The sequence below is a fragment of the Vagococcus allomyrinae genome (assembly GCF_017829975.1).
Classification (GTDB): domain Bacteria; phylum Bacillota; class Bacilli; order Lactobacillales; family Vagococcaceae; genus Vagococcus_D; species Vagococcus_D allomyrinae.
In genome coordinates this window covers 1-21,066 of record NZ_JAEEGA010000030.1, presented here as the reverse complement: position 1 = coordinate 21,066, position 21,066 = coordinate 1, and the positions used below count along the sequence as shown (strand labels likewise).

Annotated in this window: 18 protein-coding genes; 16 read left to right on the top strand and 2 right to left on the bottom strand. The window is 39.8% G+C overall.

The window, feature by feature from the left end; genetic code table 11:
* The first annotated feature begins 435 nt into the window (after window positions 1-435).
* The 7 genes from I6N95_RS26255 to I6N95_RS26225 all read left to right on the top strand — a co-directional run bounded on the left by I6N95_RS26255 (window position 436) and on the right by I6N95_RS26225 (window position 8,557).
* Window positions 436-1,389, top strand: coding sequence for an alpha/beta fold hydrolase (locus tag I6N95_RS26255; RefSeq protein ID WP_209533046.1), 954 nt, complete (start codon window positions 436-438; stop codon window positions 1,387-1,389).
* A gap of 243 nt (window positions 1,390-1,632) precedes the next feature.
* Entirely contained in the window at window positions 1,633-2,265 is a 633-nt protein-coding gene (locus I6N95_RS26250; RefSeq protein WP_209533044.1) for a lysozyme family protein, read from the top strand.
* A gap of 35 nt (window positions 2,266-2,300) precedes the next feature.
* Complete coding sequence (locus tag I6N95_RS26245) at window positions 2,301-4,622, top strand: cation-translocating P-type ATPase (protein WP_209533047.1); 2,322 nt, start codon at window positions 2,301-2,303, stop codon at window positions 4,620-4,622.
* A 104-nt stretch (window positions 4,623-4,726) separates the two neighbouring features.
* Window positions 4,727-5,182, top strand: a complete 456-nt coding sequence (nrdI, locus tag I6N95_RS26240; RefSeq protein WP_209533042.1) for a class Ib ribonucleoside-diphosphate reductase assembly flavoprotein NrdI — start codon at window positions 4,727-4,729, stop codon at window positions 5,180-5,182.
* A gap of 110 nt (window positions 5,183-5,292) precedes the next feature.
* Window positions 5,293-6,159, top strand: a complete 867-nt coding sequence (locus I6N95_RS26235; RefSeq protein ID WP_209533040.1) for an ATP-binding cassette domain-containing protein — start codon at window positions 5,293-5,295, stop codon at window positions 6,157-6,159.
* A gap of 12 nt (window positions 6,160-6,171) precedes the next feature.
* Entirely contained in the window at window positions 6,172-6,936 is a 765-nt protein-coding gene (locus tag I6N95_RS26230) for a hypothetical protein (protein ID WP_209533038.1), read from the top strand.
* Between the two features lie 226 nt (window positions 6,937-7,162).
* Window positions 7,163-8,557 carry a 6-phospho-beta-glucosidase gene (locus tag I6N95_RS26225; protein WP_209533036.1) on the top strand — a complete coding sequence of 465 codons (1,395 nt, stop codon included), beginning with the start codon at window positions 7,163-7,165 and terminating at the stop codon, window positions 8,555-8,557.
* A 99-nt stretch (window positions 8,558-8,656) separates the two neighbouring features.
* Here the strand turns inward: I6N95_RS26225 and I6N95_RS26220 are convergent, their stop codons facing one another.
* A complete protein-coding gene (locus I6N95_RS26220) occupies window positions 8,657-9,412 on the bottom strand; it encodes an alpha/beta fold hydrolase (protein ID WP_209533034.1) in 756 nt (251 codons plus the stop codon).
* Between the two features lie 247 nt (window positions 9,413-9,659).
* On the opposite strand from I6N95_RS26220, the gene nox reads away from it, so the two are divergent.
* From nox to I6N95_RS26185, 7 genes are all read left to right on the top strand, one after another.
* On the top strand, window positions 9,660-10,994 hold the full coding sequence (nox, locus tag I6N95_RS26215; RefSeq protein WP_209533032.1) for a H2O-forming NADH oxidase: 1,335 nt from the start codon (window positions 9,660-9,662) through the stop codon (window positions 10,992-10,994).
* Window positions 10,995-11,771: 777 nt separating this feature from the next.
* Complete coding sequence (locus I6N95_RS26210; protein WP_209533030.1) at window positions 11,772-12,845, top strand: methionine ABC transporter ATP-binding protein; 1,074 nt, start codon at window positions 11,772-11,774, stop codon at window positions 12,843-12,845.
* Window positions 12,846-12,881: 36 nt separating this feature from the next.
* Window positions 12,882-13,565, top strand: coding sequence for a methionine ABC transporter permease (locus I6N95_RS26205; RefSeq protein WP_209533028.1), 684 nt, complete (start codon window positions 12,882-12,884; stop codon window positions 13,563-13,565).
* 45 nt (window positions 13,566-13,610) lie between these two features.
* Window positions 13,611-14,429 (top strand): MetQ/NlpA family ABC transporter substrate-binding protein, encoded by an 819-nt coding sequence (locus I6N95_RS26200; RefSeq protein WP_209533026.1) that lies wholly within the window; start codon window positions 13,611-13,613, stop codon window positions 14,427-14,429.
* A 41-nt stretch (window positions 14,430-14,470) separates the two neighbouring features.
* Complete coding sequence (locus I6N95_RS26195; protein ID WP_209533024.1) at window positions 14,471-15,658, top strand: amidohydrolase; 1,188 nt, start codon at window positions 14,471-14,473, stop codon at window positions 15,656-15,658.
* A 109-nt stretch (window positions 15,659-15,767) separates the two neighbouring features.
* Window positions 15,768-16,709: an AEC family transporter gene (locus I6N95_RS26190; RefSeq protein WP_209533023.1), complete on the top strand. Its 942-nt coding sequence runs from the start codon at window positions 15,768-15,770 to the stop codon at window positions 16,707-16,709.
* 256 nt (window positions 16,710-16,965) lie between these two features.
* Entirely contained in the window at window positions 16,966-18,315 is a 1,350-nt protein-coding gene (locus tag I6N95_RS26185; RefSeq protein ID WP_245249894.1) for a DEAD/DEAH box helicase, read from the top strand.
* 20 nt (window positions 18,316-18,335) lie between these two features.
* Here the strand turns inward: I6N95_RS26185 and I6N95_RS26180 are convergent, their stop codons facing one another.
* A complete protein-coding gene (locus I6N95_RS26180) occupies window positions 18,336-18,779 on the bottom strand; it encodes a GNAT family N-acetyltransferase (protein ID WP_209533021.1) in 444 nt (147 codons plus the stop codon).
* 74 nt (window positions 18,780-18,853) lie between these two features.
* Here I6N95_RS26180 and I6N95_RS26175 point away from each other — a divergent pair, with 74 nt between their 5' ends.
* Window positions 18,854-19,789 (top strand): alpha/beta hydrolase, encoded by a 936-nt coding sequence (locus I6N95_RS26175; protein WP_209533020.1) that lies wholly within the window; start codon window positions 18,854-18,856, stop codon window positions 19,787-19,789.
* Window positions 19,790-19,805: 16 nt separating this feature from the next.
* Entirely contained in the window at window positions 19,806-20,924 is a 1,119-nt protein-coding gene (locus tag I6N95_RS26170; RefSeq protein WP_209533019.1) for a DUF7278 family profilin-like fold-containing protein, read from the top strand.
* Window positions 20,925-21,066 lie beyond the last annotated feature (142 nt).

Here is a 21,066-nt window from a genome sequence, read left to right as displayed (position 1 = left end):
TAGAATCAGTGAGAAAAAGTGGTGCGTGAGGGAGACCCGCTCAGGAGGCCTTTTAGGCCGTGGCCGGTAAAAGAGGCTTCCAGCCGAAGAGCAAACCTCCAGTTCTCACTGGAGGTTTTGATTTCGTTGACCCCTTAGAAACCTACAATAGTAAGCTGATTGTAGGTTTAAAGCGCTTAAAAAGCGTTTAAAGTTTTAGTAGTTGACAAGCGCGTCAATACAGTGTAATTTAAAACATACCGATTGAATGTTTTGGTGAAAAAAGAATGGAAAATAAAAATGGGGAGTGACAGTTTAAATAGAGCATTCGCATGATGAGATGATTGCTAGATTATTTTGGTCAGTGAATGGCACAATTGATTGGCCAATATAAAGTCGTGGATACATCGATGGATGAATTAATTTGGTATTTAGAAAAAGAATGAGGCGAAGAAAATGAAAGAAAAGCAATTTAGGTTTATAAAAAAAATAAGTAAAGGGTTTCTGAAGGTGATCATTGGGATCGGGATAGTATTGGGGATTGTTTTAATGGGGATATTTACTGTTCATCGCCTGAGTTTACGGAGTGAAGCTAAAAAGATTGAGGATTATGGCCAAAAATTAAGTGTTTTTGATGGTACGATGAACGTGGTGGTTGACGGGAAGGGGCCGAAGACGATCGTATTGTTAACTGGGTTTGGTACTGCCAGCCCAAGGCTTGATTTTACACCAATGATAGACGAGTTAACCAACGATTATCGAGTGGTGACAATCGAACCTTTTGGTTATGGGTTAAGTAGCCAGACAGATCGTCAGCGAAACTTGCAAAATATGGCTGAGGAAATTCACGAAGTTGTGAAGCAGTTAAAGTTAGAAAACTTTATTTTAATGGGCCATTCTATTGCAGGTCTATACAGTTTAGAGTATGTTAATCAGTATCCTGATGAAGCCACTGCTTTTGTTGGGATTGACTCAAGTGTCCCAAAACAACCTTGGCCAGGTTATAATTCAGCACCGATGGATTTTTTAGCTAAATCAGGTATTATGAGGGTGGTGTTAAAGCTGACTGAAAAGGAGAAAGAAAAAGATCAGCAAAAAGCCCATAACGCTGAACAGATGCAGATGATTACCATGAAAGTCACAGGTAATAGGACCTTGGCCAAAGAGGCAACCTCTTTAAGTCAAAGTTTTAGCGACGCTCAGCAACTGGCTTTCCCTAAGGACTTACCAGTTTTATTGTTTGCTGATGAGGCTTCTGCAGTTGAAAATTGGACGGGGCTACACCAAGAGCAGGCTGATAGTGTCAACCGTGGTAAACTGGTCCTTTTAGAAGGCTCTCACTATTTGCATCACACTCAATCAAAACGAATGGTTGCTGAAATGGAAGATTTTTTAACGGATCAAAACTAATTGGTAGCTGATTCCCTTGTGAACAAACGAGGGAATTTTTTTTGTATAAGCAAGTATTGAGTTCAATGAAGGTGGGTTGGTCCAGGAATTAAATAACATGATTTCAGTGTATTAATTATTTTTTAAGAAGAACTTTCAAACTAGGATTTTTTTAATAGAAGTAGTATGATAGTAATTCGTACTGAGTTTAAAAATCTCCAAACTTGAGTGAATCAAGTTGAATGAGAAAGGTTTGGAAGTTTTATGAAAAGAAAAAGAAAGAGTGTCATTTTTCGATTGTTAATGCTTTTTCTTTTAATCGTGTTAATTATCGGCGGCAGATATCTATACATATTGAAGAAACAAGTCGAAGAAGTCAATAAATGGCAAGAGACAGTCGGTCAAACGACAGAGGAATATGGCATTAGTGAATACGGAGGTATCGTGATGGCGATTATCTTGACGGAAACTAAGGGCAATCATATTGATTTAATGCAAAGCAGTGAAAGTAAGTATGGCACAACCAATCAAATCACCACCTCAGAGGAAAGCATTCATTCTGGTGTTGCCCATCTGGCAGAGGTGATAAATGAAAGTGAAAGTCAGGGGACAGATATTTGGACCGCTGTCCAAGCTTATAATTTTGGCAGTAATTATATAAGTTTTATTAGTGAACGTGGCAATAAAAACACCATTGACTTGGCCGAAGAGTACTCACGAGATGTCTTGGCGCCAATGCTGGGAAATAACACAGGGAAGCAATACCGCTACATGAATCCGCAAGCGTTTATTCGCAATCGTGGTTATTTATATGAAAATGGTGGAAACTTTTTCTATGCTGATATTGTGAAATGGAATATGTCAATCATGAAAATGATTGATAATTTACCCTTTTAGCAAGGGGCAAGATGAGTGAGAAAAGGGAGCGAACAATGGAAGATTACTTAAAGACTCAGCAAGGGTTAACGTTGTCAGAAGTCAAACAACGTCAAGCGGCAGGGCAACAAAATAATTATGCAGAAAATGTCGCGAAATCGACAAAAGATATTTTAAAAGATAATATTTTAACGTTATTTAATTTACTGAACGTACTGATTGGTATTGGCTTAGCTCTTGTGGGCGCTTATAGCAATATGGCTTATCTAGTGATTATCGCCCTAAATATCTCGATAGGTATTTATCAAGAAATACATGCTCGTAACATGGTGGCGAAGCTCTCACTTGTTTCAAAAGAACAAGCGAGTGTCATTCGTGAGGGAAAAGCTTCAGTCATTGATGCAACCGACTTGGTAATGGGGGACTTGGTCCGCTTAAAGGCTGGTGAGCAAGTTCAGTCGGATATGTTAGTTGTAGCAGGGCATGTGGAGGTCAACGAATCGTTATTAACGGGAGAGTCAGATTTAGTTGGCAAGACCGCTGAAAGTGAGTTGTTATCTGGAAGCTTTTTGGTCAGTGGTCAATGTTTAGCTCGCGTCAATCGGGTCGGCAAAGATAATTATGCAACCAAGATTGCGAATGAAGCGAAAGTACATAAACCTATTCAATCGGAACTGGTTAATTCTATTCGCAAGGTATCCAAGTTTACCAGCTTTATTATTGTACCATTAGGATTAGTGCTATTATTAGAAGGCTTATTTTTACGACAAAGTGATCCCAAAGTTGCTGTTGTGGCAGCGGCAGCAGCTCTCTTAGGGATGCTGCCAAAGGGACTGGTCTTGTTAATCAGCATTGCCTTAGCCACTGCTGTGACGAAACTTGCCAATAAACGAATATTGGTTCAAGACATGTATTCAGTCGAAACGTTGGCTCATGTGGACACGCTCTGTTTGGACAAAACTGGAACGATTACGGAAGGTAAGATGAAGGTTCAACGGGTGGAACTCTTAAGGATTGATGAACCAGCTTTTTTGGATATTATCGGCAGTTATTTAAGAGCGTCGACTGACGGTAATATTACCATGCAAGCCATTCGTGATTACTATCAGGAAACAGAGACGTTTGTGGCCGAAGAGTCACTGGCCTTTTCTTCTGAGCGTAAATGGGGAGCGATTAAGTTTGCCGATTTAGGAACAGTGGTTCTGGGTGCCCCTGAGCGCCTTGTTTCAGAAAGCGAGCTACCTAGTGCCGTTTTGAAGGCTCAAAAGGAAGGCTACCGAGTGTTGATGCTAGCCCTTAGTGATCAGCCAATCGTCGATATGGTCTTACCTCAGATGACTCCTTTAGCTATTTTTGAAATCGACGATCCGATTCGTCAAAATGCTGATGAAACGTTGGCTTATCTTCATGCCGAAGGTGTGGAATTAAAGGTGATTTCAGGCGATAATCCGGTGACAGTTTCCAATATTGCCCGACGAGCTGGCTTACCTGACTATCAACGTTATGTTGATTTATCCACCTTTGAAACTGAAAAAGAGGTGCGTCAGGCAGTTAATCAGTACACCGTATTTGGTAGAGTTTCGCCGCAACAGAAACGACTGTTAGTCAACGAGTTAAAAGCACAGGATCATGTTGTTGCCATGACTGGGGATGGCGTAAATGATGTGTTGGCGCTCCGTGAAGCTGACTGCAGTATTGCCATGGCAGAAGGGGATAGTGCGACACGTCAAATCGCTAATTTAGTTTTATTAGATTCTGATTTTACGACCTTGCCAGATGTCTTATTTGAAGGCCGTCGGGTGGTCAATAATGTCACCAAAGTGGCAAGTGTTTTCTTTATAAAAACCATTTATTCTTTTTTCTTGTCGATCATCTGTCTGCTGACAGCTATCGCTTTTCCCTTTGTGCCAATTCAAATCACCTTGATTGATCTAGCGATTGAAGGGTATCCAGCCTTCTTCTTATCATTTGAAGGGGATAAGCGTAAGGTTAAAGGGAAATTTTTACCAACAGTCTTGCGCAATGCCTTGCCCAACGCGTTACTTGTGGTGATGAATATGATAGCTGTTTATCTAATTGGAGCTAATCGTGACTGGACAGCACTGGAAACGACCACTCTAATGTATTATCTACTGATTGCTGTCAGTTTGCTTGGAGTTATTAAGGCCTGTTTGCCGCTTAATCCTTTGCGCTTATTTTTGATAGTGTCAACATCAGTTGGGATTTACGTTGCTGCGATGTTATTTCACTCAATCTTATTCATTGGCTTTTTGACTGGGCAAACCCTGCCTTTCTTTGTCGTGTTGTTGGCAATTACGATTGTTCTGCGCTTGATTATCAGCTACTTTCGAGGACGAGATGAGTTGAAAATTAGTTGATGGATGGCGGCTGTTAAATTCTTGTGTAACAGGAATTTAACAGTCTTTTTTTCTCTAAAGAAAAGGGTATAATAGAGACAGTAACGATATAGGAGGAAGGTAACATGAGTATTCGCATTCTTTTTTTTTCAGTTTCAGGTAATACACGAGCATTTGTCAAAAAACTGCAAGCACACGGCGCGTCACAGCATTTGTTGACGCCGGCTAATCCTCTCATCGAGTTAAAAGAAATTAATGACCAAAGTCATTTTGAAGCTGAAATGAGCCCTTTTGTGGCGTTTGTGCCGACTTATCTGGATGGTGGTAATGGGGTGGATAATGGCACAAACGAAATTATGACCAATACTTTAGGCGAGTATATTGAGTATCAGGATAATCGTCGAAAGTGTATCGGCGTAGTTGGCAGTGGCAATAAAAATTTTAATTGGCAATATTGTTTGACGGCAAAACAGTACGCAGAAAAATTTGATTGTCCTTTCTTAGCAGATTATGAATTAAGAGGAACCCAAGCTGATGTTGAAACTATTTATGGCATTCTTCAAGATTTAGTTAAGAAATAATTGAAATGATTATTTTTTCGCGTTTTCTCCTTAATTGTATTTTTTTAATGATACAATATTAAAAGAGGTTTAGTGATTAGACACCAAAGAATTGTGAGGAAGGTGAGTTAATGGAAATACGCATTGAAAACTTACAAATGCGTTATGGCGTAAAAGAAGTGCTGAGTATTGAGCATTTACGTTTTGAGCAAGGGAAGACATATGGATTGGTTGGACACAATGGAGCCGGGAAAACCACGTTGTTTAAATCCATCACTAATATCATTGCCACTTATTCTGGTGATATATTTATCGGCGACGCCAATGTGAAAGAAGACAATAAGGTTTTATTAAACGTGGGCATTGTGTTAGATGGCATGTCAGTTTATCAGGATCACACTGGCTGGTTTAATATTCTTTATTTTTCAGGTTTACGTGGTGAACATCATGAAGAGGAGGCTCGTCGTTTAGCAGTTGAGTTGGATTTATTAGAGGCTTTAGAAGAAAAGGTCTCTAACTACTCCTATGGCATGCAAAAAAAATTGATCTTGCTGATTGCATTACTACATAATCCTAAGATATTGATTTTAGATGAGCCCTTTAGAGGATTGGATCTGAAGACGGTGGCGTGGTTTAAAGAGTATTTAAAAGCCTTGACTAAGAATGGTCAAACCCTGCTTATTTCAAGTCATGTCCAAAATGACTTGGAGACGTTATGTGATGAAGTGGTTGTCATTGATAAAGGGCGGATTTTAGAGTCGATTGACTTGGTTGAAGAGCGCAAGACGGCTGTCCGTTTGCTGTTAACTAGTGATAATCATGGGGTGGCTACTATTTTGAAGGAATACAATTTTCCTTTCCAAATGAACAAAGAAGGGCTTATTAAGTTAGACACGGCTAATCCGCTATGGATGGAAGTCTATCATCAATTATACAGTCAGGAAATTATGATTACTGAGATGAGTAAAGCGCCCGTCTTGGCTGATAAATTAAATTAGGAGGATGATTCAATGACAGGCGGATTAATTTTTAAGATGGAATTATTTAAGTTCCTTCAAGATAAAAAATATTTGCTGGCAGTGTTGATTTTGGCAGTGTTGAATACCCTGACAGCCTTATTTTATTCAGTTTTATTTACCACCACTCAACATCTTGGGAGTGAAAGTTTTTTAATGAGGTTTTCCTCTGTTATGACTGTGGTGTTTGTTTTGTTGATTTTTGCTAATGGAATCTTTTTATTCCTATTTCCTTTCCACGTGTTGTCCATTGACTATAAAAATAATGTCATGGCCATGATGATCGCTTCAGGTGTTAATCGCTCTAAATTGTTTTTTGCTAAGATCGGGGCGGTAATCTTACTGTCTTTAGCGGTTTTTATAGCTGTGATGGCTGGACCTTTGGTAATCGGTTTGGTGCAGATGGCAATTGGTGGTCAGATTAATGAATTTTTCGCAAGTTTTGTTGAAATTTTTAACTTATTTAACTTGGATATTGATGTTTTGGCAATAGTCTTTAGCAGCTTATTGTCGGTCTTAAATAGCGTCGTCATGATTACGGCTGCAACGATTTTAATGAAGGGCAGAAACACCGCTATTTTAGTGTCTATTGGCTTTAGTATGGCCAATAGTTTTATTAGTAACTTTTTCAATATTTTTGGTTTTTCCACGGATATTTCGGCTTCAAGCGTGAGCATGGTCCAAGGGATGACGGCAGCTGTGTCGATCGCTATATTTATCTTCATTGGCTTAAGAGCTTTGCAAACGCAAAACTTATAAACGTCCACTGACAACTTTCTAGATAAAGAAAGCTGTCAGTGTTTTTTTCTGAAAAACACATTTTTTATGGCGTTAAATCAGCCTTTAGCCATTTAAGACCGCTTTCTTATATGTTATTCTAAAGGTGTTGAAGGACGGATGAATAACTGCATCCATTCAATCAACTTGCTCGTGAGATTCTGCTTAGTTAGTTTAAGCAGCAAATATAATCAAATGGAGGGTTATCATGTCAAGAAATGCATTGAAAATCGTTACAATTGGTGGCGGATCAAGTTATACGCCGGAGTTAATCGAAGGGTATATTAAACGTCAAGATCAATTGCCTATCAAAGAAATTTGGTTAGTTGATATTGAAGCAGGTAAAGAAAAATTAGAAATTGTTGGCGCAATGGCCAAACGGATGGTTGCGGCTGCTGGTCTGGATTGGGAGGTTCATTTAACTCTTGATCGTCGTGAGGCGTTGAAAGACGCTGATTATGTGTCAACACAGTTCCGTGTTGGGTTATTGGATGCACGAATTAAGGACGAACGAGTGCCACTTTCTCATGGTGTCTTAGGTCAAGAAACCAATGGTGCTGGTGGAATGTTTAAAGCTTTTAGGACGATTCCGGTTATTTTAGGTATCATCAAAGACATGGAAGAAATGTGTCCCAACGCATGGTTGGTTAACTTTACAAACCCAGCCGGGATGGTGACAGAAGCAGCGATTAAACATGGTGGTTGGAAAAAGACAGCTGGCCTGTGCAATGTGCCAATCGGTCATTCTAAACAAGCAGCTGAGAAGTTGGGCGTTCCTGAAGAAGAGTTATTTATTAAATATGCTGGAATCAATCATTTCCATTGGCACCGTGTTTGGGATAAAGAAGGAAATGAGCGCACAGATGAGTTAATTGATTTGATTTATGGACCTCAAGAAGAAGCCGATAGTCATTTGAAAAATATTCATTCAGCGCCGTTCCATTATGAGCAAATCAAAGACTTAGGGATGTTACCTTGTGGCTACCATCGTTATTACTATATCGAAGATGAGATGTTAGCACATTCTGTCGAAGAGTTTGAAAAAGGTGAAACCCGCGCTCAAGTTGTTAAAGCAACAGAAGCTCGTTTGTTTGAACTTTATAAAGATCCTAAATTGGATTATAAACCAAAAGAGCTGGAGCAACGCGGTGGCACACACTACAGTGACGCAGCTTGCGAATTAATTGCCTCTATTCAAAATGACAAACGGACGGATATGGTGGTGTCCACTGAAAATAATGGCACCATCGTTGACTTGCCTTACGATTGTGTCGTTGAAGTATCTGGACCAGTGACAAGCCATGGACCTGAGCCGTACAATTGGGGGAGCTTCCCACCAGCTGCTCGTGGCTTAATTCAAGGCATGAAAGGCATGGAAGAAACCACGATTCGCGCTGCGATTACCGGTGATTATGGTGCCGCTTTACAAGCCTTTACCATCAATCCACTAGTTCCAGGGGGAACCATGGCTAAAACACTGTTAGACGAGCTGTTATTGGCTCATGAAGCTCACCTACCACAATTTGCGGAATCGATCAAACGAATTAAAGAGACGCAACCTGAAACGGTTGAGTATGTTGAAGAGTTAATGAAGTCCAATTAAAACAAAAGACAGACTGGTTGTGAAAAACAAGCAGTCTGTCTTTTTGAGCGTTTAGCGCGTTGTCCAAGCAGTTTTATTCAAGCATAATACGTCGCTTTGTTAGAGGTGAGTTTCAAAGAAGTCGGCAATTTGCTCCATCAATTCAATCGTGACGAGATGGCCTTCCCCTTCACCGGTTAAGAAAACTGTCTGTTGACTATAAGGTTGATTCATGTTGTCGAGGTAAAACTCGTGAGCCTGCTCATAAGGGATTTTTTCGTCTTCGGTCCCGTGCCAAAAAAGAATCGGCCGATTGGCCATTTTTTCTGGCTGAAGTGATAAATCGAATTGAGGGATCCAACTTAAAATCAGGCGTAAATCATTAGGGAGTGGGTAATTACTTTGGCGAACTTTTGTTTGAATCAGCCTTAAATAATCAAAAGGTTTCGGTGTTCCCATAATGCTTGAGGCAACGGTGATTTCTGGATGTTGACTTAGAAGCGCCGCAGTGGTAATGCCTCCCATAGAATAACCACCAACGCCAATCCGCTCGTCAAGAATCCACTGACGGTCCTTAAAATAGGCAACAATCACGTTGAATTCGATAATATTGTATTGAATACTGGACCAAAAGGTAACACCGGGAATCGTTGAAATCTCAGTGACCTTCCGTTCACCATGATTCATGGCGTCAGGTAAGATAACACGGAACCCTTTATTTGCTAAACGACGAGCTTGAGTGAGCATCAGCTCTTTATTATTGCGCCATCCGTGATAGTAAATAATGAGTGGCAAAGGCTGGTTCGCTAGTTGTTCAGGTACAACTTCTAATGTTGGAATAGTTTGAATCTGTCGTTCTCTAATAGTTAGTTTCATAATAAACTTCCTTTATATTGGTGATGAATGTCTTACTAAAGATAAGTTTAGTTGTTTTTACCATAAAAAGCAAAATAAGTGTTTTTTAATCTAGCTTTTTTTGTTTTTAATTAGACTATTTTATGAAAAATTGTGAAAAAATGAATATTGTCTTGAAATTTATTTTCTTTTGAGGTAAAGTAGTGGTATCGTTCACAATACGAGCGTTTTGCTTGGTGGATGAAAAAAAATTGAAGGAGCACACTTTATGAGTAAAATAGTTTTAATTGGTGCAAATCATGCCGGGATTGCTGCTGCAAACACACTTTTGGATAGTTACCCAGAGAATGAATTAGTTATTTTTGATCGCAATACAAATTTAAGTTATTTAGGATGTGGTACTGCCCTTTGGGTGGGACGTCAAATTAATTCGTATGAACATTTATTTTACACAAATAAGGAAGCTTTTGAAGATAAAAGTGCGAAGGTTCACATGGAAACGAGTGTAGAATCTATCGACTTTGATCAGAAAAAAGTCGTGGCTAAAACAAAAGATGGCGTAGAGATCGTTGAGCATTATGATAAATTGATTTTGGCAACAGGTTCAGTGCCGATCGCTCCTAATATTATTGGAAGTGATTTGGAAAACGTTCAATTCGTTAAACTGTTTCAAGATGGTCAAAAGGCGGATCAAGCCTTGGCAGATCCAAATGTCAAAGAAGTTGCGGTTATTGGAGCAGGTTACATCGGAGTTGAAATTGCTGAAGCCGCTAAACGCCGTGGTAAAAATGTGCGTCTCTTTGATGCTGCTGACACTTGTTTGAATACTTATTATGATTCATGGTTCACTAAAGATATGGATAAGGTATTGGAAAACAATGGCATTCATAATCACTTTGGCGAATTGGTTCAAGAATACAAAGGTGTTGACGGTAAAGTTACGACGGTCGTAACTGATAAAGGGGAATATGCTGCTGACTTAGTGTTGATGGCGATCGGTTTTGCCCCTAATAATACACTTGGTAAAGACAAAATTGAAACATTTACAAATGGCGCCTACAAAGTGAATTTAAAACAGGAAACAAATTTACCTGATGTTTATGCTGTTGGGGATTGTGCCACGATCTATAGTAATGCCCTGGAAGACACAACTTATATTGCATTGGCAACAAATGCTGTTCGTAGCGGTATTGTCGCTGGACATAATGTTGGTGGAACGCCACTGGAGTCAATTGGTGTTCAAGGGTCTAACGGAATTTCTATTTTTGGTTATAACATGGTTTCAACTGGGTTGAACATCGCTGCAGCGGAAAAAGCTGGTTTTGAGGTTAAATATACCGAGTTTGAGGACCTGCAAAAGCCAGGCTTTATGAAAGACAATGGCAATGTGAAAATTAGAATCATTTATGATGCTAAAAATCGTCGTGTTTTAGGAGCGCAAATGGCATCGACAGAAGATATTTCTATGGGGATTCATATGTTTTCATTGGCGATTGAAGAAAAAGTCACCATTGATAAATTGAAGTTACTGGATATTTTCTTCTTACCACATTTTAATCAGCCTTATAACTACATTACAATGGCTGCTTTATCTGCCGAATAACTGGCGTAGCGACGAAGGCTTTCTCAATCAGCCCTTCGTCGTTTTTAAGTAAATGAAAAAAATAATGAAAAAATATTGACAATTTTTTTTAACTTGTGTATAGTCATTATTAACAACTGAATTAACTGTCTCAAATGAAAAGAAGAGTAAATTTAGGCATCGTTTTAAAGAGAGCCCTTCAAGGTGAAAGTGGGCAATGATAAATAAATTGAAGATGGTCTTGGATGAGCAATTGGTGAGAAGTTTCTTTAAGCCAATTACGGTGAAGACACCCGATAACGTGTCACAGTCTACGAAGGTTATTAAACTTTGTGTACTGGTTAAGATTTCTTTAGTGATAAAGGAATAAATCAAGGTGGTAACACGAATGTTTAACTTTCGTCCTTGCAATACAATTTGTATTGCAAGGGCGGAAGTTTTTTTCTTTAGGAAACAAAACAGTTAATAAAAGAATGGCAAATTAAATAAATCAACGCGATGAAAAGGAAAGTAAGTGGTGGACACTTTTACAGAGAATCTGGCAAGTAGGTGAGAGCAGATGAAGGATGTCAGCCAGTGAAAATGGTCTTGGAGCGGCGTACCGAGTGAGAAATCATCAGGCTACGATGGGAGCACCCATTATTGTGCTAGAGTATTGTATTAGTACTTGAAAAGGATTGAGGCGCGAGTCTTAATCGAATGAAGGTGGTATCGCGAGTTAATTCGTCCTTCTAATCTTTCAGCTGAGAGTTGAAAGGTTAGAAGGGCGATTTTTTTTATACTAGAGGAGGAAATAGGATGATTAAACTAGAAAATATTGAGGTAACCTTTACTGGCAAAGCAAAAATAGTTCATGCAGTTCGGGATGTCACTCTTAAGATAGATAAAGGTGAGGTTTATGGCATTGTCGGTTATAGTGGGGCTGGCAAAAGTACCTTGGTACGGGTAATAAATTATTTACAACCACCGACCAATGGTCGAGTGGTCGTCAATCATCAAGAATTAGGGACTTTGACAAAAAAAGAACTTCGTCAGGCTCGCAAAAAAATCGGCATGATTTTTCAGCATTTCAATTTAATGGAGGCTAGAACCGTTTTTGATAATGTGGCTTATCCTTTACGAGGGGCAGGCTTGTCCAAAGCTGAGAAACAACAAAAAGTAAATTCGTTGCTGGAACTAGTTGGGATTTCTGATAAAGCTAACCAGTACCCTAGTCAATTGTCTGGAGGGCAGAAACAGCGTGTGGCAATTGCCAGGGCTTTGGCCAATGATCCTGAAGTGTTGCTTTGTGATGAAGCGACAAGTGCCCTGGATCCTAAAACAACAGTGGCTATTTTGGATCTTTTAAAAGAATTAAATAAGCGATTAGGTTTGACGATTGTCTTAATTACCCATGAAATGCAAGTGGTGAAAGAAATTTGTCATAAAGTTGCTGTCATGGAAGATGGGCGTGTGATTGAATCAGGTGATATTGTGACACTTTTTAGTAAACCTAAAAATGAGTTAACCCGTGATTTTATTCAAACAGCCAATCATTTAAACAAGGCCTTGGAAACGATCGGTGACCATCCGGCGATTGTCCAACTAAAAGAGAGCGATCAGTTGGTGCACTTATCTTATGTGGGCAGTCAAACCAGCCAACCTTTAATCGCCCATCTATACAGTAAGTATCAAATTGAAGCGAATATTTTATACGGTGATATTGACGTATTAAATCAAACACCTATTGGTAACTTAATTGTTATTTTAGTCGGTGATACGAAACAAATTGAACGAGCGAAAGTTTATTTAATCGAACAAGGTGTGTCGGTTGAAACGTTATCAGTACAACGTTCCCGAACAATCCCATTTGTAAAGCAGACGGCGATTTAACTTTTTAAGGCAATCGAATTAGTAGGAGGAGTAAGTATGAGTGAATTTTTTAACCGGTATTTCCCTAATGTGGTGAAATTATCTGATGAAGTGGTCCAAAGTACGATTGAGACCATTTATATGACATTAGCTACAGCAATCATTGCTGGCGTCTTTGGGATTATCCTAGGCGTAATTCTTGTGGTCAGCGATCGGCAAGGTATTGCCCCCAATAAACTTGTTTATGAAACATTGGACAAGGTTATCAATATCTGTCGATCGATACCTTTTATTATTATGTTAGCAGTAATAGCGCCTTTTACTCGCTTGGTAGTTGGGACTACTATTGGGACAACGGCGTCAATCGTGCCATTGGTTATTGGAACAGTTCCGTTTTTTGCCAGACAAATTCAAAACGCCTTGCTTGAAGTTGATGGTGGGGTTGTGGAAGCTGCGCAAGCCATGGGATCTAGTACACTGGAAATTATTTTCCGTGTCTACTTAAAAGAAGGCCTTCCTGGGATTGTGAGAGCCAGTGCGCTGACAGTGATTAACTTGATCGGCTTGACGGCAATGGCTGGAGCTGTTGGCGGTGGTGGTTTAGGAAATTTAGCCATTGCAAGAGGCTATAATCGCTTCCAGAATGATGTGGTAGTTGTGGCTACCTTGATTATTTTAATTTTGGTTTTTATCAGCCAGATGATTGGCAATTATTTTATTCGAAAAACAGAACACGCTTAAGACATATCACACTAGGCTTAAAGCCGCGAAAAGGGGAAACAGACAATGAAAAAGAGAACATTAGCAGGATTAATCGGATTAGTAGCAGTCAGCTTATTGGCAGTTGGTTGTGGGAAAAAAACGGAAGAAGTTAAAGGGTCAGAAAATGTTAAGCTAGGGGTGATTGGCGAAAACAATGAAGTTTGGGAAGATGTTCAAAGCCGTCTAAAAGCAGATGGCATCGAGCTGGAGATTGTTAGTTTTACAGATTATAATCAGCCAAATGCTGCCTTAGCTGATGGCGAAATTCAGCTTAATTCTTTTCAACATCAAATCTTTTTGGATAATTACAACGAAGAACACGGCACTGATTTAGTGGCCATTGGCAATACTGTGACAGCCCCTCTGGGAATTTATTCTGAAAAGATTAAAGACATTAAAGAGTTAAAAGATGGTGCCAAAGTGTCCATTCCCAATGATGTTACCAACGGTGGACGCGCCCTACTCTTGTTACAAACAGCGGGTCTGATTAAAGTAGACCCAGCGGCCAAATCAACCCCCACGCCAAAGGATATTACCGAAAATAAATTGAATTTAGAGATTAGTGAATTGGATGCGGCACAGGTGGCACGCTCATTGAAAGATGTGGATATTGCGATTATTAATAATGGGTTAGCCATCGACGCCGGTTTAGTCCCACAAGATGATGCCATTTTCCTTGAACCAATCGATGACACGTCAAAACCTTATATCAATATTATCGTGGCAAAGAAAGAAGATCAAGACAATGAGCTTTATCAAAAAATTGTGAAAGCTTATCAAACCGAAGACACCAAAAAAATCATTGAAGAAACATCTAAAGGTAGCTCGATTCCTGCCTGGTAAAAACGACCAAAGAGGAATCATCAAAACTTAGGAGGAATTAGATGGCAATTACATGGGAAACAATTCAAGCAGAATTAACTGAACTGGAACCGCAAATTATCGAGTGGCGTCGTTATTTGCATCAGCATCCAGAAGCTAGTCTAAAAGAGTATAAAACTCAAAAATGGATTCAAGCGAAACTAGCGGAATTCGACATTGACTTTGTCAGTGTCGGTGAAACAGGAACCCTAGGGACGATTGAAGGAGGGGGGGCAGGTAAGACCATTGTGCTAAGAGCGGATATTGACGCCTTGGAGCTACCAGATGAAACAGGAAAAGAGTATGCCTCTAAAAATGCTGGTTTAAATCATGCCTGCGGACATGATGGTCATACGGCTTCCCTGCTAGGGGTTGCTAAAATTCTAAAAAAACATCAGTTAGAGTTTAACGGCACCATTTTGTTAGCCTTTCAACAAGCGGAAGAGATTGGCGCTGGCGCAAGGCAGTTTGTTGAAGGCGGCTTTGTCAAAGGGGTGGATCAAGTGTTTGGCATCCATTTGGATTCTAGTGTGCCCGTAGGACAATTGGTGGCGACTCCTGGTCCCACAAACGCTTCTTGTGATATTTTTAAGATTTATGTTCATGGTGAAAGTGGTCACGCGGCTCGTCCTGATTTAGGCCGTGATGCTGTCTTAGCCGCAGCGAGTATTGTAGTTGAGTTGCAAAAAATAGTCGCTCGGGAGGTCAGCCCTTTAGAAAGTGCGGTTGTGGCAGTGGGGGTCCTTGATGCCGGTACTCGTTACAATATCATCGCCAATGAAGCACGGATTGAAGGGACAGTCAGAACTTTTAGTCATGAGACCCGAGCTTATGTGATTGAGGCTGTCAAGCGAATTGCCCAAAATGTGGCTGAAGCTCACCGCACGACGATTGATTTTGAGGTTTACGATGCTGCTGCCCCTTTGATTAATGATCCGGAAGCCACTGAACTAGCGGCTCAGGTGGCTGCTGAACTAGTGGGAACTGATAACGTGATCACTGATAACCCTCAGAGCTTAGGTGCTGATGATTTTGCTGATTTCTTAGCAGTAGCTCAAGGCGTTTATGGTCGTGTAGGTAGTCGTAACTTGGCTAATAAAGAGACTCAATACGGTCACCATCATGAAAAATTTGATATTGATGAGGCCAGTTTAGCTTTGGCAAGTGCTTATCATTTGAAATACGCCTTAACTTATCTTACTGCCTTATAATATTAAAGATAGAGCCAGAATTTATCTGGTTCTATCTTTTTTTTCGTTTTTCAATCATCTGAGGAGATGATACAATAAGAAAAGATCATTTAATAGAAAAGGTGATAGAATGCTAGAGTCGTATTTAAATATTTTAGTTGTATTTGCGCTGGTGTTTACAGGCTATTGGTTATCTGTTAAAAAGTGGTTTAATAATCAGGCGATTGATTTGTTTTCCAAGCTTGTCTTGAATCTTGCTTTGCCTTTCAATATGTTTTTGAACATGACGGAGCGGTTTACGAAAGCAGAATTTTTGCATTTGTTTACAGGCATGCTGTTGCCAATGGTCTCGATGTTAGCCACTTTTGCGGTTGGTTATCTATATGCTAAATTGACGAAAGTTCCCAAAAGTCGCTTAGGCGTTTTTCTAACGATGTTTACCGCATCCAACACGATTTTTATGGGGCTGCCGATAAATTTGGCTATTTTTGGGGAAGTGTCAGTCCCCTATGTGTTGCTTTACCATATCTGTAACACCGTTTTCTTTTGGACAATCGGCATCTATTTGATTTCCGGTGACAGTAAAGATCCGACGATTGATCGGGTTAAGATGGATTTTGTTGGGGTCATGAGGCTTTTGTTATCGCCAGCCATGATCGGATTTATTGTTGGTTTAGTTTGGCTGTTATTGGAGCTACCACGTTTTGAGTTGCTCACCAAGTTTGCCCGTCATTTAAGTAATTTGACGACGCCATTGTCCATGTTCGTAATTGGTATGATTATGTTCCAGACGGGTCTTCGTAATTTGAAGATGACTAAAGATACTTTTGGGATCTTATTGGGACGTTATGTGATTTCACCGCTAATCGTTATCTTATTATCCTTTGTTATCCAAGTTCCTGAGATGATGTTAAAAGTTTTTATCATTCAATCAGCGATGCCTGCCCAAAATACGATGTTAATGTTAGCTCGCCGATATCAAGCTGATGTGGAATTTACGACAACAACGCAAACGCTTACGTTGATCGTTTATTTGTTTATTATTCCTATCTTAATTTTTTTGGTGATTTAAATTTAGATATGGGAGACAAATTGTGCTATAATGCAAAAGTGCTTTAATGTCGATGGACATCTTTTTAATTGCTCGTAGCGATTTATCAGGAAAATCAAGAGAAGCAGCTTTAAAGAGGTGGGGAGTATCGGGCTGGTGGATGTGGCAAGTGCTATTTTACTAGATAAGGGTGTCCAGCCTAAACTATGACTGCCATATATAACAATGATTGAGATGACTATTAAAAGAAGCAAAAGAAGAGAAAGAGGTGAAGGCGTTGAGTTCTTTTAAACAATTTAATTTACAGCCTTATTTAGAAAAAGCTCTTGAAGCTAAGGGTTTTGTAGAACCGACAGAAGTTCAAGAAAAACTTATTCCTGTGATTAAAAAGGGAAAGAGTGTCGTGGGACAATCCCAGACTGGTTCAGGGAAAACACATACATTTTTATTACCTTTAATGGATAAAATTGATCCAAGTAAGGATGAGGTCCAAATTTTGGTGACAGCACCTAGTCGTGAACTGGCCAATCAAATCTATCAGGCGGCTGTGGAACTGGCAGAAGCGAGTGATGTTGAAATTCGCGTGTCACGTTTTGTAGGTGGAACTGATAAAAAGCGTCAATTGGCTAAATTAGAAAAGCAACAACCCCATGTTGCTATTGGAACACCAGGGCGAATTCTAGATTTAATGAATGAGCAAAATGGCCTAGGTGCACATACGGCATCGGCTTTTGTAGTAGATGAAGCAGATATGACGTTGGATATGGGCTTTTTAGAAGAAGTGGATAAGATTGCTGGTAAGTTACCAAATAACTTGCAAATGTTAGTCTTTTCAGCAACCATTCCAGAGAGCTTAAAGCCATTTTTGAAGAAATATATGGTGAATCCGGTAATTGAGCACATTAAGCCAAAATCAATCATTTCTGATACAATTGATAATTGGCTCGTGTCAACTAAAGGGAAAAATAACAATGAGTTGATTCATAAACTCTTGACAATTGGTCATCCTTATTTAGGCATTGTTTTTGCAAATACGAAGCAACGGGTGGATGAAATTGCTGATTATTTGAAGAATCAAGGCTTGAAAGTTGCCAAAATTCATGGGGATATCTTGCCTCGTGAACGTAAGCGTGTCATGAAACAGGTTCAAAATTTGGAGTATCAGTATGTGGTAGCGACAGATTTAGCCGCACGTGGCATCGATATTGAAGGGGTCTCTCATGTGATTAATGCGGAAATTCCCAATGAGTTGGATTTCTTTATTCATCGTGTGGGTCGGACTGGTCGCAATGGCTTAGACGGAATTGCGATTACTTTATATGACCCGAGCGATGAAAAAGCGATCAATGAGCTTGAAAAGATTGGCATTGAGTTTGTGCCTAAAGAGATTAAAGGCGACGAAATTATCGACAGTTATGATCGCAATCGCCGAACACAACGCAATAAATCTCAAAAAAACTTGGATACTGAGATGATCGGTCTTGTTAAAAAGAAAAAGAAAAATATTAAACCGGGCTACAAGAAAAAAATCAATTGGGCAATTGCTGATAAAGAAAAAATGCAGCGCCGAATTGAACGTCGTTCTCAAGCTCGTGCGATTAAGAAAGCTAAAAAAACCAAGAAATAAGCAGACGCAAAAAAGCCTAATCACACCAATGAGGGGATTAGGCTTTTTTGCATCTCAACATAAAGGTTGCCGTCTTCAATGTATTCTTCAGACGCGACACTGTAACCCAGTTGATGGTAGAAAGGGATGGTCCTTGTGTGAGAGCGAATGACGGAGAATACACAACCGTTTTCAAGGGCTTTTTGCTCGATCATCAGCATTAAACGAAAGCCGATTGAGCGATTGCGGTATTCTTCCAAGACACATAAGCTGTCAGGGTGGACCGTTTCCGAGTCTTTCTGTAAGTAACGGACCGCTCCAACCGGTAAACCGTTATCCATCATCAGCAGATAGGGATGGTCGTAATTATCCAAATGGTCAAATTCAACACTAGGGGAAACGCCCATTTCTTGAACGAATACAATGTTTCGGAGATAAAGCCCATAAGTTTGGGCCCACTGTTCATTAGAGAAATAAGTTTTCATTTATACTAATCTCCTTTATAATTGGAACTAAAGAATGGCATAATTAATTATATTATATACGAAATGGAGCACGAATGGTGAAAAAAATAGGAATTTTTGTGGGAATCGTATTATTACTCTCTATAATAGTAGGATTAGGCTGGGGTGTCAATTATCTTTTTGATTATGCGATTGTTCGAGGGGAAAAAGAGTTTCTTTCTGCTAGTGAAGCTAGTGGTAGTCAAGGGAGTGATTTTAGTAACTGGTCGTTTGTTGAAGAAGAGCCAACCACTGTCACGCAAACGAGTTTTGATAAACTGAAGTTAGTGGCAACCCATTTTAAACAAGAACAAAAGGGGATTCCCAAATTAGCGATTCTTTCTCATGGTTATGGCAGTGATGCCGAACATATGCAAGACTTTGGTGAGTTGTTTTATGAGATGGGGTATGACTTGCTGGTCCCTGATGCGCGTGCTCATGGTCAAAGTGAGGGGGAATATATTGGTTTTGGATGGCCTGATCGTTTAGACTATGTTGAATGGATTAAGCTGATGGTGAATCGTTACCCTGAGGGTGTTGATATTATGTTATTTGGTATCAGTATGGGAGGAGCAACGGTGATGATGACTTCAGGAGAAGACTTGCCAGATAACGTTAAGGTGATTATCGAGGATTGTGGTTATGACACAGTGGCCAATGAGTTATCCTATCAACTTAAGGATATGTTTAACTTACCAAGTTTTCCGCTGATACCGTTAACTTCCGTCTATTCAGGGATTAAAGCCGGTTATAATTTTAATGAAGCCAGCTCAGTGGCCCAATTGAACAAAAACAGCTTGCCAATGCTCTTTATTCACGGGGACGCTGATAAATTTGTGCCATTTGAGATGCTGGAAAGTAATTACAACGCGACACAAGGCCCTAAAGAAAAATACGTGGGAAGAGGGTCGAAACACGGTACGAGTTTTAAGGATGATCGTGAAGGCTATACAAAGGCTGTTAAGACTTTTTTAGATAAATACATGAATTAAGAAGGAGCTTATGCTGATGGAGTTTTACGACTGTTTGCAGATAAACAATTGGAAACAATTGACTGATGACGAAAAAACGGAAATATTTGCTGCTGTGCTGAAATTTTTTCTGAATCCTCGATTGTCCCTTGACTGGCAGCGCTTGGTGACTTTTGACATGTGTGGAATGAAATGTCGGACTTTTGAATTAATGCTTAATGGAGAAGTGTTTGTTTTTATTCCTGGGCAAAAAGAAGTGATCTTAGGTTGGGATTTTGGAAGTCAAGGACTAAAGACTCATGAATTACTGGGAGAGGTTGACACAATTGAAGGGGACCAGCAAAAATATGGCACTTCCTTGACATTTGCTGATTTAGCGGCATTTGGAAAATCAGTTGATAATGAGGAAGAGTATGATGATTTTAGGTATCTAGAAGACATCGATCGTTACATCAATCAGAGGACTAGCTCCTTGCGAAAAGTTGATATTCCACCGATGATTGTCGCTAAAAGGAGTCAACCGGTGGGGACGAATTTACGGGGATCTTACAATCTCGTATCGGGGAATTTTGTTGGCGATCTTGCCTTTTTTGACCAGTGTCAAGATGAGATTTATCGGACATTTAATCCTGAACTTTCTTTAGCAGACAGCTTAACTTGGACATACCCTGTCAGCGTTTTGCAAACAGATCACTTTTATTTAACACAGCGCTGGGAAGATTCAGATAGTTATCATCTCTATGACCATTCGGATTGTAACTATGGTGAGTTATGGTTAAGCCTTCATCGAGCTGGCTTTCAATTGTTATCTGAAGATGCTTGGGAATTCGCTGTGGGAGGGGGGACTCGTCGTTTGTTTCGCTGGGGAAATGAAGTGAGATTGGACAATGACCATCCCTTTGATTCCGCCTTGAAAAAAATGAGAGGGGAGAATATGTTTGGCTTAGTCCAATCAGATGAGTTGACTCATTATGAGTTAACGGACAATAGTGATCTGGTGAAATTGGACATGCGCTCAACTAAAGGTTGTCATTTAATCGAACAAATTCTGCCTTTTTCCAGTTATTATCAATCCAATCATCAAGTTAAAATCAATGAAAAGTTGGACCCGCGTTTCTATCATTATCGCAAAGGAATTATCATTGATCCTAATTAAGCAAGCAGTCCGATTAACTGGCTCTACGTCAAATGATGTGGATGACTAGAAATTAATCGAAATGATCGACAAATTAAGCGGCTCTGTCAGCGATGGCGGAGGTGCTTTTTTGTGTTAAGTTAAAGCTCACTAAAATGCGATG